The 20,269-nt window shown below is 53.2% G+C and carries 21 protein-coding genes, 1 tRNA gene and 1 pseudogene; 12 read left to right on the forward strand and 11 right to left on the reverse strand.

Annotation, left to right across the window (positions count from 1 at the left end):
- Positions 1–101: 101 nt before the first annotated feature.
- Both HRR99_RS09450 and HRR99_RS09455 read right to left on the reverse strand, forming a co-directional pair.
- Positions 102–593, reverse strand: a complete 492-nt coding sequence (locus HRR99_RS09450; protein WP_233121356.1) for a hypothetical protein — start codon at positions 591–593, stop codon at positions 102–104.
- Between the two features lie 200 nt (positions 594–793).
- The gene (locus tag HRR99_RS09455; RefSeq protein WP_233121358.1) at positions 794–2,359 is read right to left on the reverse strand and encodes a DUF1963 domain-containing protein; all 1,566 of its coding nucleotides are present in this window, start codon (positions 2,357–2,359) and stop codon (positions 794–796) included.
- Between the two features lie 461 nt (positions 2,360–2,820).
- On the opposite strand from HRR99_RS09455, the pseudogene HRR99_RS09460 reads away from it, so the two are divergent.
- Positions 2,821–3,003, forward strand: a pseudogene (locus HRR99_RS09460) (flagellin); the annotation flags it as partial.
- Between the two features lie 12 nt (positions 3,004–3,015).
- Here HRR99_RS09460 and HRR99_RS09465 read toward each other — a convergent pair.
- The gene (locus HRR99_RS09465) at positions 3,016–3,585 is read right to left on the reverse strand and encodes a recombinase family protein (RefSeq protein ID WP_233121359.1); all 570 of its coding nucleotides are present in this window, start codon (positions 3,583–3,585) and stop codon (positions 3,016–3,018) included.
- Between the two features lie 206 nt (positions 3,586–3,791).
- On the opposite strand from HRR99_RS09465, the gene HRR99_RS09470 reads away from it, so the two are divergent.
- Positions 3,792–4,238, forward strand: coding sequence for a hypothetical protein (locus tag HRR99_RS09470; protein WP_233121361.1), 447 nt, complete (start codon positions 3,792–3,794; stop codon positions 4,236–4,238).
- An 82-nt stretch (positions 4,239–4,320) separates the two neighbouring features.
- On the forward strand, positions 4,321–4,476 hold the full coding sequence (locus HRR99_RS23275) for a helix-turn-helix domain-containing protein (protein ID WP_422387313.1): 156 nt from the start codon (positions 4,321–4,323) through the stop codon (positions 4,474–4,476).
- Positions 4,477–4,853: 377 nt separating this feature from the next.
- Here HRR99_RS23275 and HRR99_RS09475 read toward each other — a convergent pair whose 3' ends face one another.
- Positions 4,854–5,444 carry a hypothetical protein gene (locus HRR99_RS09475; RefSeq protein ID WP_233121362.1) on the reverse strand — a complete coding sequence of 197 codons (591 nt, stop codon included), beginning with the start codon at positions 5,442–5,444 and terminating at the stop codon, positions 4,854–4,856.
- A gap of 275 nt (positions 5,445–5,719) precedes the next feature.
- On the opposite strand from HRR99_RS09475, the gene tssI reads away from it, so the two are divergent.
- From tssI to HRR99_RS09515, 8 genes are all read left to right on the forward strand, one after another.
- On the forward strand, positions 5,720–7,951 hold the full coding sequence (gene tssI / locus HRR99_RS09480) for a type VI secretion system tip protein TssI/VgrG (protein ID WP_233121364.1): 2,232 nt from the start codon (positions 5,720–5,722) through the stop codon (positions 7,949–7,951).
- A gap of 8 nt (positions 7,952–7,959) precedes the next feature.
- Positions 7,960–9,027 carry a DUF2169 family type VI secretion system accessory protein gene (locus tag HRR99_RS09485; RefSeq protein ID WP_233121366.1) on the forward strand — a complete coding sequence of 356 codons (1,068 nt, stop codon included), beginning with the start codon at positions 7,960–7,962 and terminating at the stop codon, positions 9,025–9,027.
- Entirely contained in the window at positions 9,024–10,508 is a 1,485-nt protein-coding gene (locus tag HRR99_RS09490) for a DUF4150 domain-containing protein (protein ID WP_233121368.1), read from the forward strand. The genes HRR99_RS09485 and HRR99_RS09490 overlap by 4 nt, the downstream gene beginning before the upstream one ends.
- A 9-nt stretch (positions 10,509–10,517) precedes the next feature.
- Positions 10,518–11,573, forward strand: coding sequence for a hypothetical protein (locus HRR99_RS09495; protein WP_233121370.1), 1,056 nt, complete (start codon positions 10,518–10,520; stop codon positions 11,571–11,573).
- Positions 11,574–11,581: 8 nt separating this feature from the next.
- The gene (locus HRR99_RS09500) at positions 11,582–12,667 is read left to right on the forward strand and encodes a hypothetical protein (RefSeq protein ID WP_233121371.1); all 1,086 of its coding nucleotides are present in this window, start codon (positions 11,582–11,584) and stop codon (positions 12,665–12,667) included.
- A 51-nt stretch (positions 12,668–12,718) separates the two neighbouring features.
- A complete protein-coding gene (locus HRR99_RS09505; protein WP_233121373.1) occupies positions 12,719–12,961 on the forward strand; it encodes a hypothetical protein in 243 nt (80 codons plus the stop codon).
- Between the two features lie 189 nt (positions 12,962–13,150).
- On the forward strand, positions 13,151–14,266 hold the full coding sequence (locus HRR99_RS09510; protein WP_233121375.1) for a hypothetical protein: 1,116 nt from the start codon (positions 13,151–13,153) through the stop codon (positions 14,264–14,266).
- A 309-nt stretch (positions 14,267–14,575) separates the two neighbouring features.
- Positions 14,576–15,190: an AP2 domain-containing protein gene (locus HRR99_RS09515; protein WP_233121377.1), complete on the forward strand. Its 615-nt coding sequence runs from the start codon at positions 14,576–14,578 to the stop codon at positions 15,188–15,190.
- Between the two features lie 400 nt (positions 15,191–15,590).
- On the opposite strand, the gene HRR99_RS09525 is transcribed toward HRR99_RS09515, so the two are convergent.
- The 5 genes from HRR99_RS09525 to HRR99_RS09550 form a co-directional block, all read right to left on the reverse strand.
- Positions 15,591–16,322: a hypothetical protein gene (locus HRR99_RS09525; RefSeq protein ID WP_233121378.1), complete on the reverse strand. Its 732-nt coding sequence runs from the start codon at positions 16,320–16,322 to the stop codon at positions 15,591–15,593.
- Positions 16,323–16,378: 56 nt separating this feature from the next.
- A complete protein-coding gene (locus HRR99_RS09530; RefSeq protein WP_233121380.1) occupies positions 16,379–16,654 on the reverse strand; it encodes a hypothetical protein in 276 nt (91 codons plus the stop codon).
- Positions 16,655–16,806: 152 nt separating this feature from the next.
- Positions 16,807–17,154 (reverse strand): hypothetical protein, encoded by a 348-nt coding sequence (locus HRR99_RS09535; RefSeq protein WP_233121382.1) that lies wholly within the window; start codon positions 17,152–17,154, stop codon positions 16,807–16,809.
- Between the two features lie 183 nt (positions 17,155–17,337).
- A complete protein-coding gene (locus tag HRR99_RS09540; protein ID WP_233121383.1) occupies positions 17,338–17,556 on the reverse strand; it encodes a hypothetical protein in 219 nt (72 codons plus the stop codon).
- Between the two features lie 728 nt (positions 17,557–18,284).
- Positions 18,285–18,473, reverse strand: a complete 189-nt coding sequence (locus tag HRR99_RS09550) for a hypothetical protein (protein ID WP_233121385.1) — start codon at positions 18,471–18,473, stop codon at positions 18,285–18,287.
- Between the two features lie 115 nt (positions 18,474–18,588).
- Here HRR99_RS09550 and HRR99_RS09555 point away from each other — a divergent pair, with 115 nt between their 5' ends.
- Positions 18,589–19,215 carry a PIN domain-containing protein gene (locus HRR99_RS09555; RefSeq protein ID WP_233121386.1) on the forward strand — a complete coding sequence of 209 codons (627 nt, stop codon included), beginning with the start codon at positions 18,589–18,591 and terminating at the stop codon, positions 19,213–19,215.
- A gap of 456 nt (positions 19,216–19,671) precedes the next feature.
- Here the strand turns inward: HRR99_RS09555 and HRR99_RS09560 are convergent.
- Together HRR99_RS09560 and HRR99_RS09565 are read right to left on the reverse strand one after the other, a co-directional pair.
- Positions 19,672–19,748 (reverse strand) — tRNA-Arg (locus HRR99_RS09560).
- A gap of 11 nt (positions 19,749–19,759) precedes the next feature.
- On the reverse strand, positions 19,760–20,065 hold the full coding sequence (locus HRR99_RS09565; RefSeq protein ID WP_233121388.1) for an ETC complex I subunit: 306 nt from the start codon (positions 20,063–20,065) through the stop codon (positions 19,760–19,762).
- Positions 20,066–20,269 lie beyond the last annotated feature (204 nt).

Below are 20,269 nucleotides of genomic sequence, written 5' to 3' on the forward strand. Positions count from 1 at the left end.
CTACCTGAGTAATGGAGAATCCGATCGCCCCTCGCTTCCAAACTCCATTGGCGTAACGCTGCCAACGCAGCACTTGGCCCTTCGCGGACTTCCGGACCAGCTCAATAAATGACCATCGACCCGCTCGCGGAGTCCCCTTCTACGCCGCACGGGAAGTGGCCTGATAGGTAATAATACGCTAGCGAGTGATAAAAACCCGGGTCGAGAACATCTGCAAACTCGCATTCCAAGCAGAGATGCAGAATGTCCCAACGGGCCTCGAGCGTAACCGCGTCAAGGTATTGCGGGTTGATATAGGCCTGCAGCTTATCGCTGATCAGCGCCTCGGCATACGGCTTGACGATATTGACTCTATCGTTCCACGTCGCATAAGCCGATTTGTCTTTCTGAAGCAGCTTCACTCTCCATGCATTTGCCGCCTCCAAACGAGTATTCTCCCAAGCTAGGGATGAGGCATGGCTGATTGCTTCTGGCCAAGATGTCAGCAGCCTGACGCCTTCGATATCTCCAACACCAACCAGTCGAAACCACTCAACGCTATTAAGTTTGTCTAGGGTGGCAATTGTACGTCGATGCGGGTTTGCCTGAGACAAGCTCTATTTGCCTTTTTCAGCGTTGGTATCTTTAGCAAAATGTTAGCGAAGCAAGGGCACTTCGTAAATTGCTAAGTCCGTTATTAGCGCAAATCTGTTATGATGACTGACGCCGCTTTGGCCGAAGCAGACGCTGGAATTTCCTGTTTCTTTAGGCGATTGCACTATAAGCAATGGATCAAAGTTCTTATCCGTCGTACTTAGCCAGAGTCGACGAAGGCGTAGACCCTCGAGAAATCTGCTCGGGCAGCGTCCTTTCGATGGACCATGAAAATGTAGTCGCCGTGGTCGCCGAAGTTGAAATCTGCTTCGCCTCCGGATGCGAGCTTGACCAGAATGAACCAGCCATCTGCCGCGGATATATCGGACCAGCCGTGTTGTGATGCATGTTTAGCAGCCATTTGCTGGATCGCAGAGAGCTCGCGAACGCCGGTTATGCCGAACATCTGGTGCTGTGGTCCATCTCCGATTTTAAAGCGCTCGCTGATCGCGATGGAAAAATCCGATGGGTCTTCGATGCCGAGATCAGCATAGACCTTAGGGTTGTTGTTCTCGCCGCGCTGGCCAAAGGGAGCGCTTAATGAGCGTTCGAAGCGCAGCGTCTGCGCCGAGCGGCTGAATTCGTATTCGGAGGCAAAAGCCCTGACAGGTGCGCCGTCGCGGCTGAATGTCATGAGACCGGCCTCGTCAACACCAAGCGATAGTCCGTCAACAGCCTGCCCATTCGGAACAAATCGCCTGAGGTCGCTATCCCAGACGATCATCTGCGACGCCGAGATTGCCGTGTCCATCGCGTCTTCCGACACTGTATGGGGCGTGAGAGTTGCGTCCACTGACGAGTAAAGGACGCGCCAATCCGTGTAGTCCGTTCCCGTGAACAACGAGATCAACCCGGATTCCGGTAGCGCTTCCGGCCGATCGGGCACGTCAGCGAGATTGATCTGGGCAAGATAATTGAGGTGCAAGCCGTTGTCGTCGCGCGGCCAATCTACGTCGGCAGGCAGGTCGGGACCACCGCCAATGCGGCTTAGTCCAGCGATTTTGCAGTCGGCGGCATCACGTTCAACCATGGCAACCGTTGGCATCACGATCAGTCGCAGGGCGTCACGCTTATCCTCAAAACCAGCGTCAACCACAGCATCGTTAAAGCGCTCCTCGATACTGGCCACGGGTGCCTTTGCCGCCGCTGCCTTTTCCACGCGCCGTTCTTCATGGCTTTGCTCGATACGGATGGCTGACACCCGCTCCATGTCGTCCTTCAGTCTTTCAAGGACAACAACGGTCTCGGCTTCCGCCGCAGCTCTCGCCTCGTTCGCTGCATTGCCTTCAAGCGTGAGGCGGATGGATCCCAGAAGACGCTCAAAATCCGCCTCGATCTCGATGAGATCGGGCGCACTGACCATGGCAGTGGCGTGGTACCAGGTTGAGCCATCGGCCGACACCAAAAGGACGCGCAGGCGGTACCAGTCGCGTTTTTCCTTCGTTTCCCAGTCCTGCAGACGATCCTTTACCTTGCTCATCTCGCCCGTCATGCCCGCGAAGGTGACAGTCTTTCGCTCCACGATCTTACCGCCGTTGTCTGTAAGGCGTTCGCCGAACCATTTTTCCGGCGATTTTCTCTCACGCTTGGAAGACCACACGCTCATCTGTGGCGAGAACGCGGTCTCAGGATGACGACGCAATCCGATTGATCCTGCAAAGACGCGGACATTTTCAAATATCGGATTTACTTCGATCGAGAATTCCGGCGTTTCGACCAGCTTCATATGAGACCCCCAGCGCAGACGTAGTCGCTTCGATACTCGACCAGATCAAAAACTTGCGCAATGGCCACAATGCCGTGATCCGGTCGCGGCAGGTTCTGCCGATGAACGGACATGACGTCATAAGTCCGGCGAAGCCAAGGCGACAGAGCCTGACTGGTGATTGCGCCGTCTTGGTTTGTCCCTGAAGCAGTTCTGCGCATTGAAATCATTGTGTTATTTTCGGGCCTTCCAAACTCCCTTGGGCATACTGCTGGATTTGATTTGGGCAGGTTTGAGATATGGATACAAAAAAAGCCCGCCGAAGCGGGCTTTAACCTCAGGGCTAGGTAGCTCTATAGCACGTACCCAGCACGAGCCAAATCCGAGCGTCGGTAGAATCTGGCGACGAATCCGTCAGGCTCAAAAATCGGAGCAATCCCGGCCGCTTCAAGCTCGACCTTGATCAGCGCCCTGTATCTATGCAAGAAGACTTCGTCGTAAAGCTCTCCGACAGCGTAGAATCCGGAGTGAGCCGTCTTGTCGATGCCAACATGGAAGAAGTGTCCGCCCGGCTGCAGGCTCTTCAAACGCAACAGCAGCTCGCCGTTCAGTCTCTGCAGATAGCCAATTCCGAACCTCAGAATATCCTCGCGCTGTTCCAGTAGGATTCGACGTGATCAGGCTTGCGTCATTTCCAATCGTTCCATTCCCCGGACGACGGTTCTGGGGTGAACCTTGTACTGGCGGGCGACGTCGCAAACGGACATACCTGCGTTGATCGCCGCGCGAATATCGCAACACTGCACGGTGTTCAATGCCGGCCGCCGACCCGGATATTTACCGCGCGCCTTCGCCGCCGCGATGCCTGCAATGGTCCGTTCCCGGATCAAGGATTTTTCGAATTCGGAGATGGCCGCGAAGATGTGAAAGATCAGCTTTCCGCCCGCAGACGACGTGTCGATGTTCTCCGTAAGGGACAGGAACCCAATCCCGCGTCGCTTGAGCCCGTCTATGAGCGTGATCAGGTGCCGGATCGACCTTCCTAGGCGATCCAGTCTCCAAACGACCAGCACGTCGCCTTTTCGGAGAACTTTCATCGTGGCAGAGAGACCAGTCCTTGTCCGCTGGGCGCCTGACACTCCATGATCTTCAAAGATTCGAACGCAACCGGCATCGCGCAGAGCGTTCTTCTGTAGATCCAGATGCTGGTCAGCCGTCGACACTCGCGAGTATCCAATTCTTGCCATGAATCCTTCCAAATCCCCCATGCGGTTAGACCGGCTTGACAGAAACGAACGGTTTCGCGGAGCAGGAAGACGCAAGCATACAAAAAGCATTATGGACAACATTCCCAACGGGTCATGCATGAGACAAAACAGTTTTATGCGTCGTGACAAAACCGTTGGTTTTTGTCGTCGGATACCCTGGTTCCGGCCCTCGTGGATATGAGGGGATGAAGCAGCCTGCCTCGTTCAAATTGATTTCGCGGCTGATGACGGATGCGTGGATATACAGCCAGGACGGTCATCGTGATGAGTCGGGCATTTATGCTCGAATCCTTGAGAGGCTGCGGTCAAACATGATCCTCGCCGTCATCGAAACTCGGGCGCTCAATCCAGACGACTTCGCCTTGGACTTCATCCACAAGTACAAAGTGCCCACGGGGATGTCTGCCATGCGGGATCTTCTAGAGTCCCGAAAACTTTCGGAATTTCCTGACCAGCAGCATCTGCGCAGACTGATGATACCGGCTTACGTCAGTACGATGGAGCACTGTCGTCCCCGAACTGACCGTATCACCGCCGGGATCCTCGACATGAACATGATGTATGACCGCTTGATCCTCCCAAAGGAATCCCAAAGGCCGCAGCGAGTGGTGCCTGGTCCTGATCGATGTTAAGTTTCTCTTGCCAGCAGTTTCGAAGACAGCCGTGTCAGACATCGATCTCGGCATCCTGCAATTGCTCGCTGAGGGAGCGACCATGAAGGAAATCGCAGAGGCATCGCATCGATCCTTTCGAACGATCCATCATAGAGTTGAGCGTCTGAAGACACTGCTTGGCGCGAGGAACCTTGTGCACCTGGCAGCACTTTCCATATCCGCTGGGATCGCCGACGCCCCCTCCTCAGAGGAATGATCTTGCGGGAGATCAAACGGACAAGCTGCTGCAAGGCAGCCATCTCATGACTGCGCCGACATTCTATCCCGAAATGACTCGCACCACCGGCGATCGCTGTAGCGCAGCCATCTGGCGAAAAACGATGCCTCGAAGTAGTCAGGGCACAAAGTCTGAAAAGTCTGCTTGCGCGCTTCCGTTTCGATATGGGCGCCACGGGCTTCTTCCTGTGCGACGCGGTCAGCATGGGCCGACCACGAATCCAAATCATCGGCCCGATGGAGTTTGAGATGAGGGCTGCCGCGATCACGAGCGTGGCAAAAATTGGAGCGCCGACGACGACGCCGAGGAAAAGAACCCGTCTGCGCTTACGAACATGGCTGTCGATCATTGCAGCCTCACATCGTCTTCAATTCGCGGCCAGCGAACTTTTGACCAACACGGGTCTTTTCCAGTTCCTTCTGGAGCGCGAGGGAGTCCTGGCGCACACGTTCGATGCTCGCCATATGGTTGAGAACGAATAGCGCCACGGGAGGAATGAGGGCCAGCCAGAACACGTTTCCGAGCCCTATCGTGAACCGTGCCGGCAGAGCGAACATGATCAGTCCGAGGATGTAGGCGCCCGGAACGGCTTTCACCATCGTCGCTGCGTGGGAAACCCTGCTCGTATTGGCGAATGCGAAGTGATTGACACCCCGATCTTTGCTTTCACTGGCGATGAGATGAAAGATGGACTGCTTCCAGGACCATATGCGCCGGAAGTAAAACGTACATTCATTGCCGACTTCGATTTCTGGATCGATTTTTTCGTTGGTAGTCACCCGCTGAAATTTCAGCAGTTCGCCATCGGCACTTTCAACGATCACATGGGCATAGTGCCAGATGTCGTCGATGGCATCCAGACCGTTGTAACCCATGAACGTTCGTCCATTGGCCTCCCGTACGGTGCCTGTAATTTTGATAATGTTCGGATTGCTCTCGACGGTCACTTGCAGCTCCCCATTGTTTCTGGGGACGCTGCCGTATTTCGATTAAAAGTTCCGTCACCCTGCCAGGGAACGAGTGCCCGATTAGCTGCGTTTATCGGAGACGTTATCGTTGAGATCACGCTGATTTTTCGACGAGCAAAGGTCCTGTCAGATTTGAAATCCTTATTCGCCTTAATTTCGTGGAAATCCATGCTTTTGCCACAATTATCGATTGCATTTGTTTGAGATTTTGTTGGCAGATTGATATTTTCTTCACTCCATCGTCGAGGTTTCCCATGACCGACCAGCCTTCATCCGCCGATTTCATCCAGGCGAGCCGTGTTTTGAAGGTCAAGTCGCCACTCGGCGAGGACCAGCTGCTACCGGAACGGATGGTCATCAACGAGGGTGTCTCGCAACTCTTCGAAATCCAGTTGAACGTCCGTGCGAAGAAGGAATCGGTGAAGCCGGAAGAACTGATCGGCCGTCTGGTCGATGTGTCGGTTGAGGTGCAACAGGGCGATGGCGAGGCTGGCAGTGGTATCCGTCGTCCGTTCAACGGTCTGGTGACGGACCTGCATGAGGGGCCACCGATTACCCGCGGTCTACGCTCTTACGCCATGACCATACGTCCACAGATGTGGCTGCTCTCCCGCCGATCCGATTGCCGCATCTGGATGGACAAGACCTCGGTGGATATCGTCGAAACGCTGTTTTCCGAACACGGCATTCCAGCGCCGGACACGTCGGGCATAATTTCACTGCCACCGGTGCAGCACTACAGTACTCAGTTCAACGAAACGGACCTTGATTATCTCTTGCGCCGCTTTGAAGAAGACGGTCTTTTCTACTTTTTCAGCCATGAAGAGGGGTCTCACAAGCTGCATGTGGCCGATACTGCCAATGGATGGCTTGGGCCATCGCCTTCCGCACAGGGTGAAGGCAGGGTGAGATTGGCACAGGGATCGTCGGATCGCAACCACATCAATGACTGGGCTCGCCGTTTTTCCTATGTGCCGGGTCAGCGCGCCGGTGCCGACTGGAATTTCGAAACGCCCTCCATGGTGCCGGGCACAATGACGCCGTCTCTGGTGCAGATGCCGGACGCCACCAAGCGCGAGCTTTACGAATTCCCCGCCCGCATCAAGACCGTGGCCGAAGCGGAACGTGCGCAGAAACTCAGAACCCAGTCCACCGAAGCCGATCACGACCGCGTCTTCGGCGCATCGACCTCTCGCATTCTGGAAGCAGGTCGCCGTTTCACCCCATATGAGGAAGCCCACCCCGAGCACGAATACGAAGAGCATGTGATCATCCGGGCCAGCCACACCATCGTGGATCGCTCCTATGAGACCAACAGCAACGAGCCGGAATACCGCAACGCCTTCGAAGCCATTCCCGCCCGCGTACCCCTCACCCCGCATCGCACGACCAAGCGTCCGAACATTGAAGGCACGCAGGTCGCTATCGTCGCCGGTCCCAAGGGCGAAGAAATCCACCCGGATCAATATGGCCGCATCAAGCTGTGGTTCCCGTGGGACCGCAAGGCGAAGAAGGATGGTACGGATACCTGCTGGGTGCGCGTAGCGCAAAACTGGGCCGGTTCCACCTGGGGCGGTCAGATCATTCCGCGTATTGGGATGGAAGTCATGGTTGCCTTTGTCGATGGCGATCCCGATCGCCCGCTGGTGACGGGCGTCGTGCCCAACCCAGCCAATGGGGTCCCTTATGATCTTCCTGGCAACAAGACGCGGATGGTGCTCCGCTCGAACACCCACAAAGGCCAAGGGTATAACGAACTGTCCTTTGAAGATGAAGCTGGACAAGAGAACATGTTTCTTCACGCGCAGAAGGACCAGACCCTCAAAGTTCTCAACAACCGCGTGAAGCGTGTTGAAGCTCACCAGGTCGAAAGCGTGGGGCAAAACAAATCCATCGATGTCGGGCAGAACCATCAGGAGAAAATTGGCGGGTCGATGAACCTGACGGTTGGTGGTGGAGCGAGCGGCGTCCCGTTGTTAGGAATTTTGAGCGGCATTGCTGCGGCTGGCGGTCTTGACAGCAAGAATGGTGCAGCGGCGATTGATAATCCCCTGCTTCAACAATTTGCTGGTGCGATTGCGTCTTCCGGTGTGGCGACGGAGGCTTCCTCGCTCATGGCAAACGCTGATGTCACCAATGCTGGTAATTTTGCCAAGGGTGCGGGCAGCGAGCAGACGTCCACTGGCTCTGCGCTGGGTGGGCTTCTTAGCAAGTTGTTCCCACTGAGCGGCATCGTCACCACTGTGATCGAGAAATTTCGTACCGACACGATTGGTATCGCCCGGACCGAGCAGATCGGTGTCTACAAAAACACGACGGTTGGTCACACGATGACAATCAATGCCGGAGAGGAATTCATCATTAAGTGCGGCCAGTCGAAATTGATGATGGACAAGGATGGGAATGTGACGATCACAGGCACGAAATTCAATTTCGCGGCCTCCGGCCATGTTCAGATCAACGGTGACGTTATCGACCTGAACTGAGGTGGGCTATGCTGGGACGTAACAACACCCCTTTTGCCGCAATCGGCTTCGAGCAGGCTCATCGTGATGGCCACGACATGGGCGTGATCGCCGTCCGTGGCAAATACACGATTGGCGACGATGGTGAACTTGCTCTTGCCCCTGAGCAGGAGCTTGTTCTGGTCGACGAGTACGAAGGAGATCCTCACACGACGCCTTTGCTGAAAGCGGCCGATCTCATACCGTTCAAGCCATCGACCGATATCAGCATTATTGGAAAAGCTTACGCACCCGCAGGGAAACCCAGCGCCGAGTGGATTGCTGGGGTGCGCATCGGCAAGTGGGCGAATGCTGTTCGCATCAATGGACGTCGCCATTGGCTTTGGCGGGCCAAAAGCTGGCACCTCTCAGCAGCGGAACCGATCGAAGAAGCCGCAATGGATTATCGGAATGCTTCGGGCGATCTGAGCTGGGATCATCATGATGATCCAGAGGTGCCGCAAAATCCTATAGGGATCAAAAGACCACCGAGAGAGGGTAACGAAAACGATGATGCGTTACCTGTTGCTCTGATCGATTCTCTCGACGATGACTATTCCGATATCGCCAGCAAAGCACCAAAAGGATTTTCACCTGTACCGCCGTTCTGGCGTCTGAGACAGCAATATGCAGGAACATACGACGACGCGTGGGTAGCTGAGCGCCATCCGCAATTGCCGGAAGACTTCGACTACCGTTTCTACCAGTCTGCCCATCCTGATATGATTTACCCAGGCTACCTGGCAGGCGATGAGTCCATCGAGCTTGCCCGTCTGACGCCGGGAGGCGGAACCCTTCGGTTTTCGTTGCCCGGCGTACAGCCCACAGCGCTTTATCGGTGGCGTGATGGACGAGAGGTCCGGGTTCTTCTCAATCTCGATGGCTTACACATCGACCTTCGCCAAGCGCCGTACCAGGTGGATATCACCTGGCGCTCGTGGTTGCCGATCTGCCCGAATTTTTTGCGCATTGAACTGACCGTCGATGAGCTTGATACAATGCGAGCGTCAGGCCTTCCTAGAGCGACAGTTGATGGTCTTTCAGAGGAGATCGCATGAGCATCCCTCCTCCCCGTGAAGGTAGCCGCGCCACGCACGAAGGTATCATCATTTCGAAGTACCCAGACGTATGCCGCTCCCCAACGGCGCCCGTGCCCTACACCATCATCGCGTATCAAGACGATGATGCAAATACGGCTTCCAGCGTCTTCATGACGGGCCAACGCGCCCACAAGCAAAACTCCATCGTGACGAAGTGCACGGGCGACGAACCGGGCAAGGGATTGGGTGTCTGCTCCAACACAGTGTCTTCTATCTGCCACCGGAAACGGCATTCGAACAATGTTCGTATCGAAGGTCAGTGGGCCACGCGGGATAGCGACGAATGGTGGATGAATAACAAGAACACCGTTGGGAAGTTGGTCTGGCCCAAACATCAAAAATCATTCGGCCCAACGCCGCCTCTTTTAGTTTCCGATGATATGTATGCTGAGGATTCAGATGAGGGCAAGATAATGTCGGATGCATTGCCGGATCCGCTCGTTATGAATGCGCAGTATGCTCAAAACGCTGCGGTTGCTCCTACTCCGGTTCAGCAGAACAGTAATCCCGTAAATCCGGGCCAGGTTCCGAGCGGCGGTAGTCCTTTCAATCAAAATGGATTCAATGGAAAAGGCGAAATCCCACCGTCAGCCAACGACAATAAGCCAGAGGAGCTAAGCCGATGGTGGAAGATAGTGAACATGTTGAAAAACATCAAAACAATCTCCCCAAGCGGACCCGGTGCAATGGAGGCCATGTCATATGCAGATTATTGGCTGAAACGAAATGTGAACCAACCGCAAGATTGGTACAAGAAGGGTTTATGGGTTGGTGACCCGACTCAGAAGGAACACTACGTCGATAATGACGTACCGAATGGCTCAGGCATTGAGGCGACTGCACAGCGCACCGATAAAAAACCCGAGCCTCATTCAAGAACTGAAGGAAATACAAGCATTCTGGGTAAACCCAAGAAGGACGAAGAAGAAAAGAAGGACTGCGGTTGCCACGTAGGATCGTACGACAAAATGAAAAAGAGTTGTAATACTCTGTGCGGTCCAGGATATCAGGCCCATCACATTGTGCCAGATTATACTCTGCGTTATGGCACAAGAGCAGAGGCTGAACGCGATGAAAAGCGCATACCAGGATTGCCAAAATTCGGTGAAGGCCCCTCCATTTGTCTGTTTGGCCAAAAGGCGGATGCCGGTAGTGAACATGGCCTTGCCCACGCTGCAGATATGCAAGTTTACACAGCCGGATCAGGCTCAAGTACACCTCAAGGTACAACGGATATCGGTACAATAACTGCGATTTCTATGAGCGCCGCAATCTCAGCCAAGGGTGGAAAATGTGTCGCTGAGATTACTTTGGAGCTTCAAAAGCACCCTAATCTATTTTCTGACATTCTTGGTCGCACAACTATTCCGCCACCGATTGAGGGCGTTGATAAAGCTTATGAATTACTGAAAAATGGCGTTCGGGCGACAAAACATTGAAAGAAGACGATGCAAAAAAAATCCAAAATCAGTTTCACGAGACTATGCGCTGTAAGTTACGATATTGCTTATCTTGGGACGAACCCGGAAGGTCAGGAACTTGCGACGCCATTTACAGCAATATGCCAGTACAATCATGGCGAATGGTCTTACGAAGCCTTCGACTTTTCACTCGCAAGTCTCTCACTTTACGAGGCGCCGGAGCAGTCTTACCGCATTCTGTATGTTCTAGCGGAAGCCGGTATTGCGGTTGATTTCGATACGAAGGCGCGTGAAATTCTGATTCCGGCGAAGGCGCCAATACGGAAAGACCATCGGTTAGGTTATCTTAGAAAGATACGACAAATTGGGGAACATTTGTTTGCTTGTGGTGACGGAGGGCAGTTACTCCAGCGAGCATCGGGTGGTAAGTGGGAAATATTGGACCCAAAATTTCTTGATGGGCCAGACGCAACACTAGATCCAAGCTCTAAGCTTCGGCAGCATTTGTTTAAAATGCATGACCCCTCTAATAACACTCAAGAAAATTTTGATCTTACATCTAAATTGATTTTAGATAACGCACTTAATGTTATTTGGGACATTGCGGGCCTTTCAGAGAAAGACATTTATCTCGCCAGCGAAAAGAATGCCGTTTATCACTATGACGGGGAGCGCATCTCAAAACTCGAAACGGAGGCAGACAGTGGAATACTTGCAGTCCACGCGGTCGATGCCGACACAGTATATGCCTGTGGACGGGATGGTAATTTTCTCTTTGGCAATAGCCGTGACGGCTTCCGCAAATTGAGTGTCCCAGGATCGCCTGTTTTCAACGGAATGGCGAGCTTTCAGGGCAAGCTTTACCTGTCCAGTATTGGTCGTCCGCGCGGTCTTTTTGTTTTTGATGGGGCAAAACTTGAGCGCGTCGAAGGCGATCTCGTTCCCGGCATTGATGACGTCTCCGCCGTCTCTGCTGTTGGCGACGAGGTGTTGTGGGTGATGGGAGAAAAGGATTTGCTGCGTTTCGATGGAAAAACCTGGGAGCGCATTTTGTTTCCTAGCAGTGAAACAATGACGCCGTAAGGCAAGCCATGAAATTAAGCTTCACCAACTGCCAGGCTGTATCCTTGGACTTGTTTTACCTTCGAGGCAGCCGTGACGATGCAGATGCTTTCGCGCCGTCTTCTCGTGTGTTGCAATATGCCAAAGGACAACAGGGAAATGGGCGCGATTGGGCCTACGACGATTATCCCTTCGCCTCGAATGATATGACACTCTACCGCTGGGACAGGATCGACGCCCGCATTCTCTGCGTCTTGGGAGAGCCTGGTCTGGTCGTTTCTGCCGATAAAGAATTTAACGACGAGATTATGATTGATCCCTCTCGTACTTGGCAGAATGGTTTGAGGCTGGGTCGGATGACACGTCTTCGTCAAATGGGAAATGAGCTTTACGCTGCCGGTGAAGGAGGACAGACATACTTGCGCAAATCCGGCGCATGGGAACCGTTGGACGTATCATTCTTCCGTCCCGAAATGGATCCTCATTGGAACCGAGAGTTTTTTCCTCCGGGCTTTCTTGAAAATGGCGGCAACGAGAATAAATATTTGCTCGATAATCCTGATATACTAAAGCGCCATACTGATCGCCTCGTCGAAGTTTTCCGTGACGACCTGATTTACGGTATCAATGGCCCTGATGAGAGCACAATTTATATCTGCGGCAAAGATGGCCTTTTGGCCGCTCGAACAGATCAAGACGGTTTCCGACGCCTGCCGGAACTTACCGAACAGCGACTTCTTGATATTGTTGTCTTGGACGAGGAACGCATTCTGGTCTGTGGCGAAGGCATACTGCTGATCGGGAATCACCGCGATGGTTTTCGTCAGGCTGCAAACGTATCGCATGAGTTGACCTTCCGTCGGATGGCCACGTTTGGCGACAAGGTTTACCTAGCCGCACCCGGCGCTGACGGCATACGTGGCGGACTGTACAGCTATGACGGAAAAAGCCTCTCCAAAGTAGAGACCGGTTTACCCCGTGAAATCGGCGGCCTGTCCTCGTTGAGTGCTACAGATGAGATGCTGCTTGTCGTCGGTCACAAGGAAATCGTCCGCTTCGACGGAAAGACCTGGGACCGGATCGATTATCTTGGAAATGCGACGGGTGGAAAATAAGTGCTCCTCGGGCCAAGTTAAGGTAAAAAATGCCAGCCAGGAAAAACCAACATGCTTAGTATCGCAGATGATATCTTCGAGAAAATCAATTGCTTTGGCGTCGGGCGTTGGCTTGGCGACCTGGCACTGAAGCTTGGTTTTGATCTTCCGGGACAAAATCTCTCGCCTGGATCGTTTCACACTACAAACCTTGGGCGAGGCCGTATTCTCACTATCGGACGGACCGACCAGTCCATGCCGGATAATAAAGACGCACTCTATCTCTATCGTGTGCAGGGCGGCCCTTCGGGCTAAATCCAGTTGAAGAAACGCTCTCTTCGGCAATGTCGAAATTATCAAGGGATACCGCCGGGGGAGACGCAAGCGACCGCCGTGTTTCTTTTTTTCTCAACGAAGGCAAAGTGATTGAGCTTCAATTCAACGAATGGATGACCGGATTTGGAAGAATTTTGATGGCAGGTCTTGGGGGGCCTATAGGCTGGAGTGAAACGTAGGTCGCCACTTCATGTAGTATCGGGTGATTTCAACAATAACGAAGATGCGGCCTTTCTTCGCAAATTAACCCGAGAGGATGATTATGACACCAGGCACACCGGTCTCTCTCGGAAACGGATTTGCAATATCCAGCCGCTTCTGATTATCGTGGGCTTTCCAGATGAGACTTCTGAAAGTGACACTCCGCTCACGCGAATATTTTACCTGAATTTAGACGGCAAGACGTTGTTCACTTATCAAGAATGGCCCGGAGAAACTGTCGTTTCAGCGTGTTTGCGTCGGCCAACTGAATCGAGGACAAGAGCCGGATGTTTTTTGTCTGATAATGGTCGTATTCAGATATTGAACTCTAATGAACACATTAAAGAAAACTTAAATGTCGACCCTAACAATTTTGGCTCGATGCGCAGCATCCAAGAAATTGGCGAGACGCTTTATGCATGTGGTTTTGGTGGGCAAGTCTATCGGCGTTGGAATACCGGCTGGGAAGCCATTGATGGCGGCCTAGAAGATCAATCGAAACGCACTATGCGCGAGGAGCTTGGCATCGGCGAATTTGCCAACCAGCCCATACTCGACATTGAGAAACAGCTCGAATTGAGTAAACAAAGGCCCAACTTCACGAAGATCGATGGCCTATCTGAAAGCGATGCCTACCTTACCGGCTTGAACGGTACGATCATGCACTACAATGGTGCGATGCTGTCCCGACTTTCCTCGCCGACAGACGTCCACCTACTCGATATCCATTGCGTTAATCCGGATCGAATTTTGATGGTAGGGTACTCTCAAACGCTTCTAATCGGTAGCGCAACGGGGGGCTTTTCAGTGGCGCACGAATTTGATGACCCATTAACATTCTATTCCGTTCGTGAATTCCGTAACGAAATATATGTTGGCACGACGGCTGGGTTAAGAAGGTTCACAGGAAGCGGTTTCGAAGTCGTCCACGAACCGTCATCTGGTCTGGATGCCTCGACGGTAATTCAGCAGATCGATAGCGTCGACGACGAATGCCTTTGGATAGTCGGCGACAGACATATTTGTCGCTATGACGGTGTCAATTTCAAGAAAATTGAACTCGTTGATAACAAGGGGCTGTGATCCTATTCTGACAACTGGGCGTAGCGAGCAATGGCTGCCGGATTATGAAGATACGCTATATGTCTATCGCGTGCAGGCCACGCCTCTTCGTCCATGTTGCAGTTTTCTCCTTCGACACATCCAAAGTGCTTTACCTCCAATACAACGAAGAAAAGACTTGCTCTCTAGGGTTTTGATGGAGCGTCTCGAAATCAAACGCTCCTTGAAGGCACTATATCACGGGTCGCACCAATCAGCATCTCGATCTCCGCCGATCACATATCCTGGTCATGGTGAGTTAACTTTGATCTATCGGGAACGAGCTGAACAATGGAACGCAAAATGGCTAATCCCGAACCCCCAGTTCAAAAATTGACCGCTCGAGCTCAACGTCCGGTCAAGTCAGACGACAACACCATGTACGCGATCAGTCGGGTTGATGCCGACCGCCATGGCCAAAATGCATGGCTGGTCAATCTTTCCAGAGGTGGGAAAACTTTTCAGATGACGTTCAGCGACGGTACGTACGGCGGACGCGCGCAGGCTTTGACTGTTGCCAAGGCTTACCGTGATGCGGTTCTGAAGGTTGTACCACCTCTCACCAACAGAGAGATGCGTATGCAAGTGCGCAAGAACCGCTCTGAAGGTAGCAATCTGCCGGGTGTCTACTATACCGAACCCGGTAAGCACTCGAAAGATGGCGCCTGGATCGCCAGGATTGAATTGCAGGTTGATGACGGCGGCCGCGGCTCTCCGGCAAAGCGACATCGCAAGGCCCTCACACGGACGTTCAACGTCGGCAAATATGGTTACGACGAAGCGCGACGCCTGGCGGAGGAAGAGCTTATCCGCATGGTGCTCGTAGTTGAAAATGGCGAGGAGCCCGCGCTGCGAAGTCCTGCCGCTTTGGCTTTACATCGAAAGTTAAGCGATACGGAAAAGTGAGCAAGGTGCTTGGGAACATCCAACATCACGAATATCTCTTGGAAGCGCAGACCTTCTGTCTCACGGGTGACCAGGAGGCGCGAGTCTCGGATGTCAACAACCGTATTGCGTTTGACGGTGGCAATGGGAAGGTAACTTTACAGTTAGAGGGCCTTTTGCAATCAAAGCACCCTCCCCGATGAAAAGCGAGATCTTAATGCAGAGACGATGATGGAGTTCAAACCTGCGAGCCGTCCAAATTCTCCTCGGTCACAGGAAACTCGAAAGCACAGTTCGCTACCTTGGCGTCGAGGTGGATGACGCTCTGAGAATCGCTGAGCAGATTGAGCTGTAGAATTCTGACCATCGGCGTTCGCCGATGGTCTCCCTCGCGCCAACTGCGGACATCCCAGTTCGCCGGTCAATGAAGGCCCTGTTGAACCAGCTCTTCTTGTCTAGCTATCGCTTTTTCAAGAAGCCAACCATCCTCTGAGCGTGTCCGAAGGCTCACGGACAGGAGCAACGACCGTGTTCGCTCGCTGAGCAGCCAGGAACGCGTTTCGTTCACAGTCTTCTGGGGCACATTCTCCCGATAGGCCCGCTCGGATGGATCGCTGGCAAAAAGATTGTCTGATAGCAGCAGGTTGGCGACTTGGAGCGCGCAACAGTCATCATTTGATACGAGGACGTCGGTCCGCAAGCGACCAAGGTCAATGTTCAGTATCGCAAGGCCCACGAGCCACTTACCCGCAAGGTAATCATCCGTATGCTGCGTGAAAGCATCCACGCACGCGTGGACGAAAATCTCTTCGAGGGATTGCTGCTCGTTTTTCGGCCACGCCCGCCATTCTGCCGACTTCAGCTTCAGAGCAATCATCTCAGGCTCAACTACACCAGACTCCGTTGCAAGGTCAAGGAGCCGTGGCAGGAAGTGCTTGTAATCCTCGACGGTACCGACGGTCGTTAATGCTGCAGATGCATATTCTTGAACATCTCCAAGGTGCAGAAGCCTTATAGGCTCGGCGGTCAGTTGCTTCAGGAGCATTTCTGGATCGCGCAGCGGCGAAGCGTTAAGAACCAGTGGACGGCGGTATCGAGCAAACGCATCGTACGCAACGTCAAGCTTTTGACGTAAATTGAGGGAGTCAGGCACAGGCAATCCTATTTATCGGCTTCGCTTTGAACAGCGTTGATGATCACCAGCCATGGTCAATTCCGCTTTGCGTCAAGGGCGCTAGGCCCGTCGAGGGAGAAGGAAATCAACTTCTGCTTCGCATCCGCTAACGCATCGGAAAACGTCTCGAAATCGATGACGAGAGGGGCATTGGCGGGATCGCTGTCCCGATAGCGGGAATAAATGCTCACCTCAAACTGATCCAAAGATCGCTCCTGGCTCACCACCACCAATTCGCCATTGTCGAAGAGGATTTCAGCAACTAATTCTTCATATGCCGTGTCTGAGGTTATCGCAATTTTGTAGCTCAATCGAATCGCTCCGGTCTATTGTCTTCCTCCGAAGACGACGATAATCAGCCACCGGGATGGCTGCAATGGGCCAATAGCGTCGCTCACTTCGCGAAAGGCGGACATGCCTGCGCGGCTTTATGACGATCGATTCGGCTATTACGAGCTAGGATTCAGCGCTGCCGCTGGTCCGAGAGCGGACGTTCCTGCCTGCTGTCATATTGCTTCAACAGTTGGCAAACTCGTTCGACGTGCTCCCGGACGTTCTCCTTCGCCTCTCTGTCTCTTCTCGGGTTTCCACTCCATAGACAGAAATCGAAAATACCCCGTCCACCTGCTAAAAACGGCCACCAAGCCTGACCGACAGATGCGATGCGCTGCTCAGGGGCAACAGCTTCGTCACCTATCTCGGATATCAGTCCCTCAATGAAGCAGGCTGAACCAGCTTGCGCCTGATGTAAGGTCTTCCAAATGGCGACGAGGCTCTGGTCAAGTTGCTCTTCGATCGTGTCGGCATTCATTGCCTGCTCCAAAGTGTGCCTTCGTTCGATATACTATAGAGCAGAGTTATTGAAACGACAGATACTAGAAAACGTGTCCCGCACCCAAGCTGTGCCCGCCTTATGAGGCAGTTTTGGACAGGCCGCTGAAGTTACGAGACCGCTTTGGACAAAGCCGGGCGATTTCCGATGCTTACGAGACGCTCATGCCCGGTATTTGTTGCCGACGACTAGCCCTACCTGGCGGTTGCCATCTGAGTGGCCTAGGTGCCACGCTCCCGCCCAACTGGTCGGTCCTCTGGCGTATTCGGCGCGGCGAATGAGGTTGCCCATCGAGATGCGGTCGTCGACCCAAGCCAAACCGTGGTCGTGCGCTTTGGAAATCTTGACGCCATCCGCATATCCCGAGACACGATAGTCCAAATCAGTTCGATCGGAACATGCCACGATTCAGACTGCCGCCCGTAGGAAGAAGTCATAAGGCTGGGGGGCAAATCCTTTGATGTCGTCCGGTCTTCACGTCGATGGCTGGAACCCCAGAACAAACCGGGCGACCTTGGCTGACGACATCTCACACGGTTTTAGAAAAGCCCGCGTGGTTCCGCGGTAAAGGTTAAACGACACGATGTCCGTTGCACCCAGAGCCTCTGCGTAGAGCCAGAGCCGCCGTCCATCTGCGGAGCGTCTAACGCTCGCTCCCCACTTCCTTCCATCGAAAGTTCCTTCCACATAGCCCGACGGAAATTGTGCGAGCTTATGCTCAAAATCAGGTACGACGGCATTGTTCTCCTTCACGGTCACGGCGATAGGCACTCCTCGCAGATGCCGCAACAGTCTTCATCCATCGTGGCAGGCTGTCCGCAGCAATCACAAGATGCCTTCGTTCCCTCGGGACAAGAGTTCCGCTCCGGCGGCAGGATATCCATTTCGTCGTGGTCATATACAGTCGTGAGGATCAGGTCGTCCATGTCGAGGCTTCGGGAAACAGCCTTGAGATGGTGATCCCAGCCACGCAGTCAAGATGGATTTGTTAGCAGAAAATCCGCTCGGAGACGTAAGCGGAAGGCTTAGGGCACCAAGGATTGGCGTTGTGGTATTTTTGACGCCCGCATCTCAAGCTAGCCCGTAGGGTTAACGAATCCTTACCAAGATCAGTCTACTTGCAAGCCTTTACCCAGAAAATCTGTCACCGGCTCGGTCCCCTTGCGCTTGGTAAACTGTACGGAAAAACTCCCGTCATCATCGCTAATGCGCTGGATCCCTTGAGTTTTTGCAGCATCAAGAAGCTTGTCAAAGTCAGCTTTTGCCTCTGTCGGGGTCCAAGCGTGAACACGTCTCATGGATTGGCGCTCCTCTGCCGTGCTGGGAATCACAGAAAGGTTTTACCAGCCTCTCTAACGTACCGTTACAATCGTCTCCGATCAATCGGTCGGACGGTACACAGGAGTGACTGTAATGGCATCCGACTACATCATTCTCGACACGAATATTCTCTCCGACGCACAAAAACCAAGGCCTCGACCCGAGCTCGTGGCTTGGCTGGAAACACTGCCTCCATCAAAGGTAGCGATCCCCTACTCCGCATTCTTCGAAATATCTTACGGGATCGAACTTATTGCCGATACCGATCCGCAACGTGCAAATAAACTCAGGGCTTGGCGCGATCATTTTCTCAGCCTCGACTTTATGATACCCGACACGACTCCGGAAGTTGGTGCGATTATCGCGCAAATGGCATGCAGAGGGCCGCTCAAAGATCACTGGATCATGTGGCCCGACGCTTCTGGAAGTCAGAAAAAGAAGCTGAAGTTCGGCAGCGATCCCATGATTGCGGCAACTGCCATCGCACACGAGATGCCGATCGCAACCTTGAAAGTGAAAGACTTCTTACTGATTGATCGGTACTTTCCTCTTCCCGGACTGTTTGATCCACTAAGTTTGGAATGGATCGTGGATCCTCCTTTGGGCTGGAGTTTCGACGGAGACTTAAGCTCCTCGCAAGAGAAGATGCGTGTGGACGCAGCAATAAAACGAAGTGAGGCCAATTCAAGAAACTGTACAGTGATAAGGCTCCGCGCGTGAGCGAGCTTCTAACGTCGCGCATCGTCCGAAAGCAGTACACTTCAATGGCAACCCAATAGTGGCAACGCATGGAATTACACGACTGGCCCGCTCACCTGAGCGGGCCTACACGAGCGTGAATCCGAACTGAGGAAGGTCGTTTTGCAACAGCATCGCAGGCCTTGCGTCAACATCTTCCAATACCAACCTCAACCTCATTAGTCGCCTGACCACCATATGGCGATTTTATTGAACAGCAACCGACGGCGAGTGTGCATAAACCCATTTGGTTCAAGCGCTTACCCTGGGTGGGTCCGTTGCGTCGGCCCATAATGGTGCCTCAGCAAAAAGAAGTGTCGGGATAAAATGCCCAAATCAAATAACGCGATATGCCCCGATCAGACCGCGCAGGGACAAACCTTTTCAGCGAAATCAGAATCACGCACCTTAAATAAAATCAGATACTTAAAAGAAAGGTGGCGACCCCTGCAGGACTCGAACCTGCGACCTACTGCTTAGAAGGCAGTTGCTCTATCCAGTTGAGCTAAGGGGCCAATTTTTTAAATCAGTGCGTCCAGGGCTGGGTGCGGCTGAACTTGAAATTGTCGGTGTAGGATACGACCTTGCGCGTGGCTTCCTGTGGCTGAAGAACGCGGTATTCGATGCTTTTGCGCTGGGCGTAGGCTTCTGCCTGTTCCTGCGTTTCGAAAAGAAGTTTGACCTGCTGCTTCATATCGGAAGACGACGTGTAGCCCATGATCGGATCGATCTTGCGGGGCACTTCGGCATCGAACTCCAGCACCCATTGATTGGTCTTGGCCTTGCCGGATTGCATGGCAGTCTTTGCTGGGCGATAAATTTTTGCAGACATCTCAAACTGCTCCGGTCTTACGATCAAGCGGCGTTCCGCCTTTTTCAGCACAAAAAGTGATCGTTGCCGACCGCAGCAGTGCTCAAACTCGTTTGGACCGACTCAACCATGAAGTCAAGACGCTCATTCCTTACAGATACGGAAACCATAGAAAACCAGGGATGATAAAATTCGACGCTTCGACTTGCATGGAAAGGGTGAACG

The organism is Agrobacterium vaccinii (genome assembly GCF_021310995.1).
Taxonomy (GTDB): Bacteria; Pseudomonadota; Alphaproteobacteria; order Rhizobiales; family Rhizobiaceae; genus Agrobacterium; species Agrobacterium vaccinii.

Coding starts and splice junctions, on each gene's coding strand:
- HRR99_RS09455 (WP_233121358.1), bottom strand. CDS start 2,359: ATGAAGCTGGTCGAAACGCCGGAATTCTCGATCGAAGTAAATCCGATA.
- HRR99_RS09465 (WP_233121359.1), bottom strand. CDS start 3,585: ATGGCAAGAATTGGATACTCGCGAGTGTCGACGGCTGACCAGCATCTG.
- HRR99_RS09470 (WP_233121361.1), top strand. CDS start 3,792: ATGAAGCAGCCTGCCTCGTTCAAATTGATTTCGCGGCTGATGACGGAT.
- HRR99_RS23275 (WP_422387313.1), top strand. CDS start 4,321: ATGAAGGAAATCGCAGAGGCATCGCATCGATCCTTTCGAACGATCCAT.
- tssI (WP_233121364.1), top strand. CDS start 5,720: ATGACCGACCAGCCTTCATCCGCCGATTTCATCCAGGCGAGCCGTGTT.
- HRR99_RS09485 (WP_233121366.1), top strand. CDS start 7,960: ATGCTGGGACGTAACAACACCCCTTTTGCCGCAATCGGCTTCGAGCAG.
- HRR99_RS09490 (WP_233121368.1), top strand. CDS start 9,024: ATGAGCATCCCTCCTCCCCGTGAAGGTAGCCGCGCCACGCACGAAGGT.
- HRR99_RS09495 (WP_233121370.1), top strand. CDS start 10,518: ATGCAAAAAAAATCCAAAATCAGTTTCACGAGACTATGCGCTGTAAGT.
- HRR99_RS09500 (WP_233121371.1), top strand. CDS start 11,582: ATGAAATTAAGCTTCACCAACTGCCAGGCTGTATCCTTGGACTTGTTT.
- HRR99_RS09505 (WP_233121373.1), top strand. CDS start 12,719: ATGCTTAGTATCGCAGATGATATCTTCGAGAAAATCAATTGCTTTGGC.
- HRR99_RS09515 (WP_233121377.1), top strand. CDS start 14,576: ATGGAACGCAAAATGGCTAATCCCGAACCCCCAGTTCAAAAATTGACC.
- HRR99_RS09535 (WP_233121382.1), bottom strand. CDS start 17,154: ATGAATGCCGACACGATCGAAGAGCAACTTGACCAGAGCCTCGTCGCC.
- HRR99_RS09550 (WP_233121385.1), bottom strand. CDS start 18,473: ATGAGACGTGTTCACGCTTGGACCCCGACAGAGGCAAAAGCTGACTTT.
- HRR99_RS09555 (WP_233121386.1), top strand. CDS start 18,589: ATGGCATCCGACTACATCATTCTCGACACGAATATTCTCTCCGACGCA.
- HRR99_RS09565 (WP_233121388.1), bottom strand. CDS start 20,065: ATGTCTGCAAAAATTTATCGCCCAGCAAAGACTGCCATGCAATCCGGC.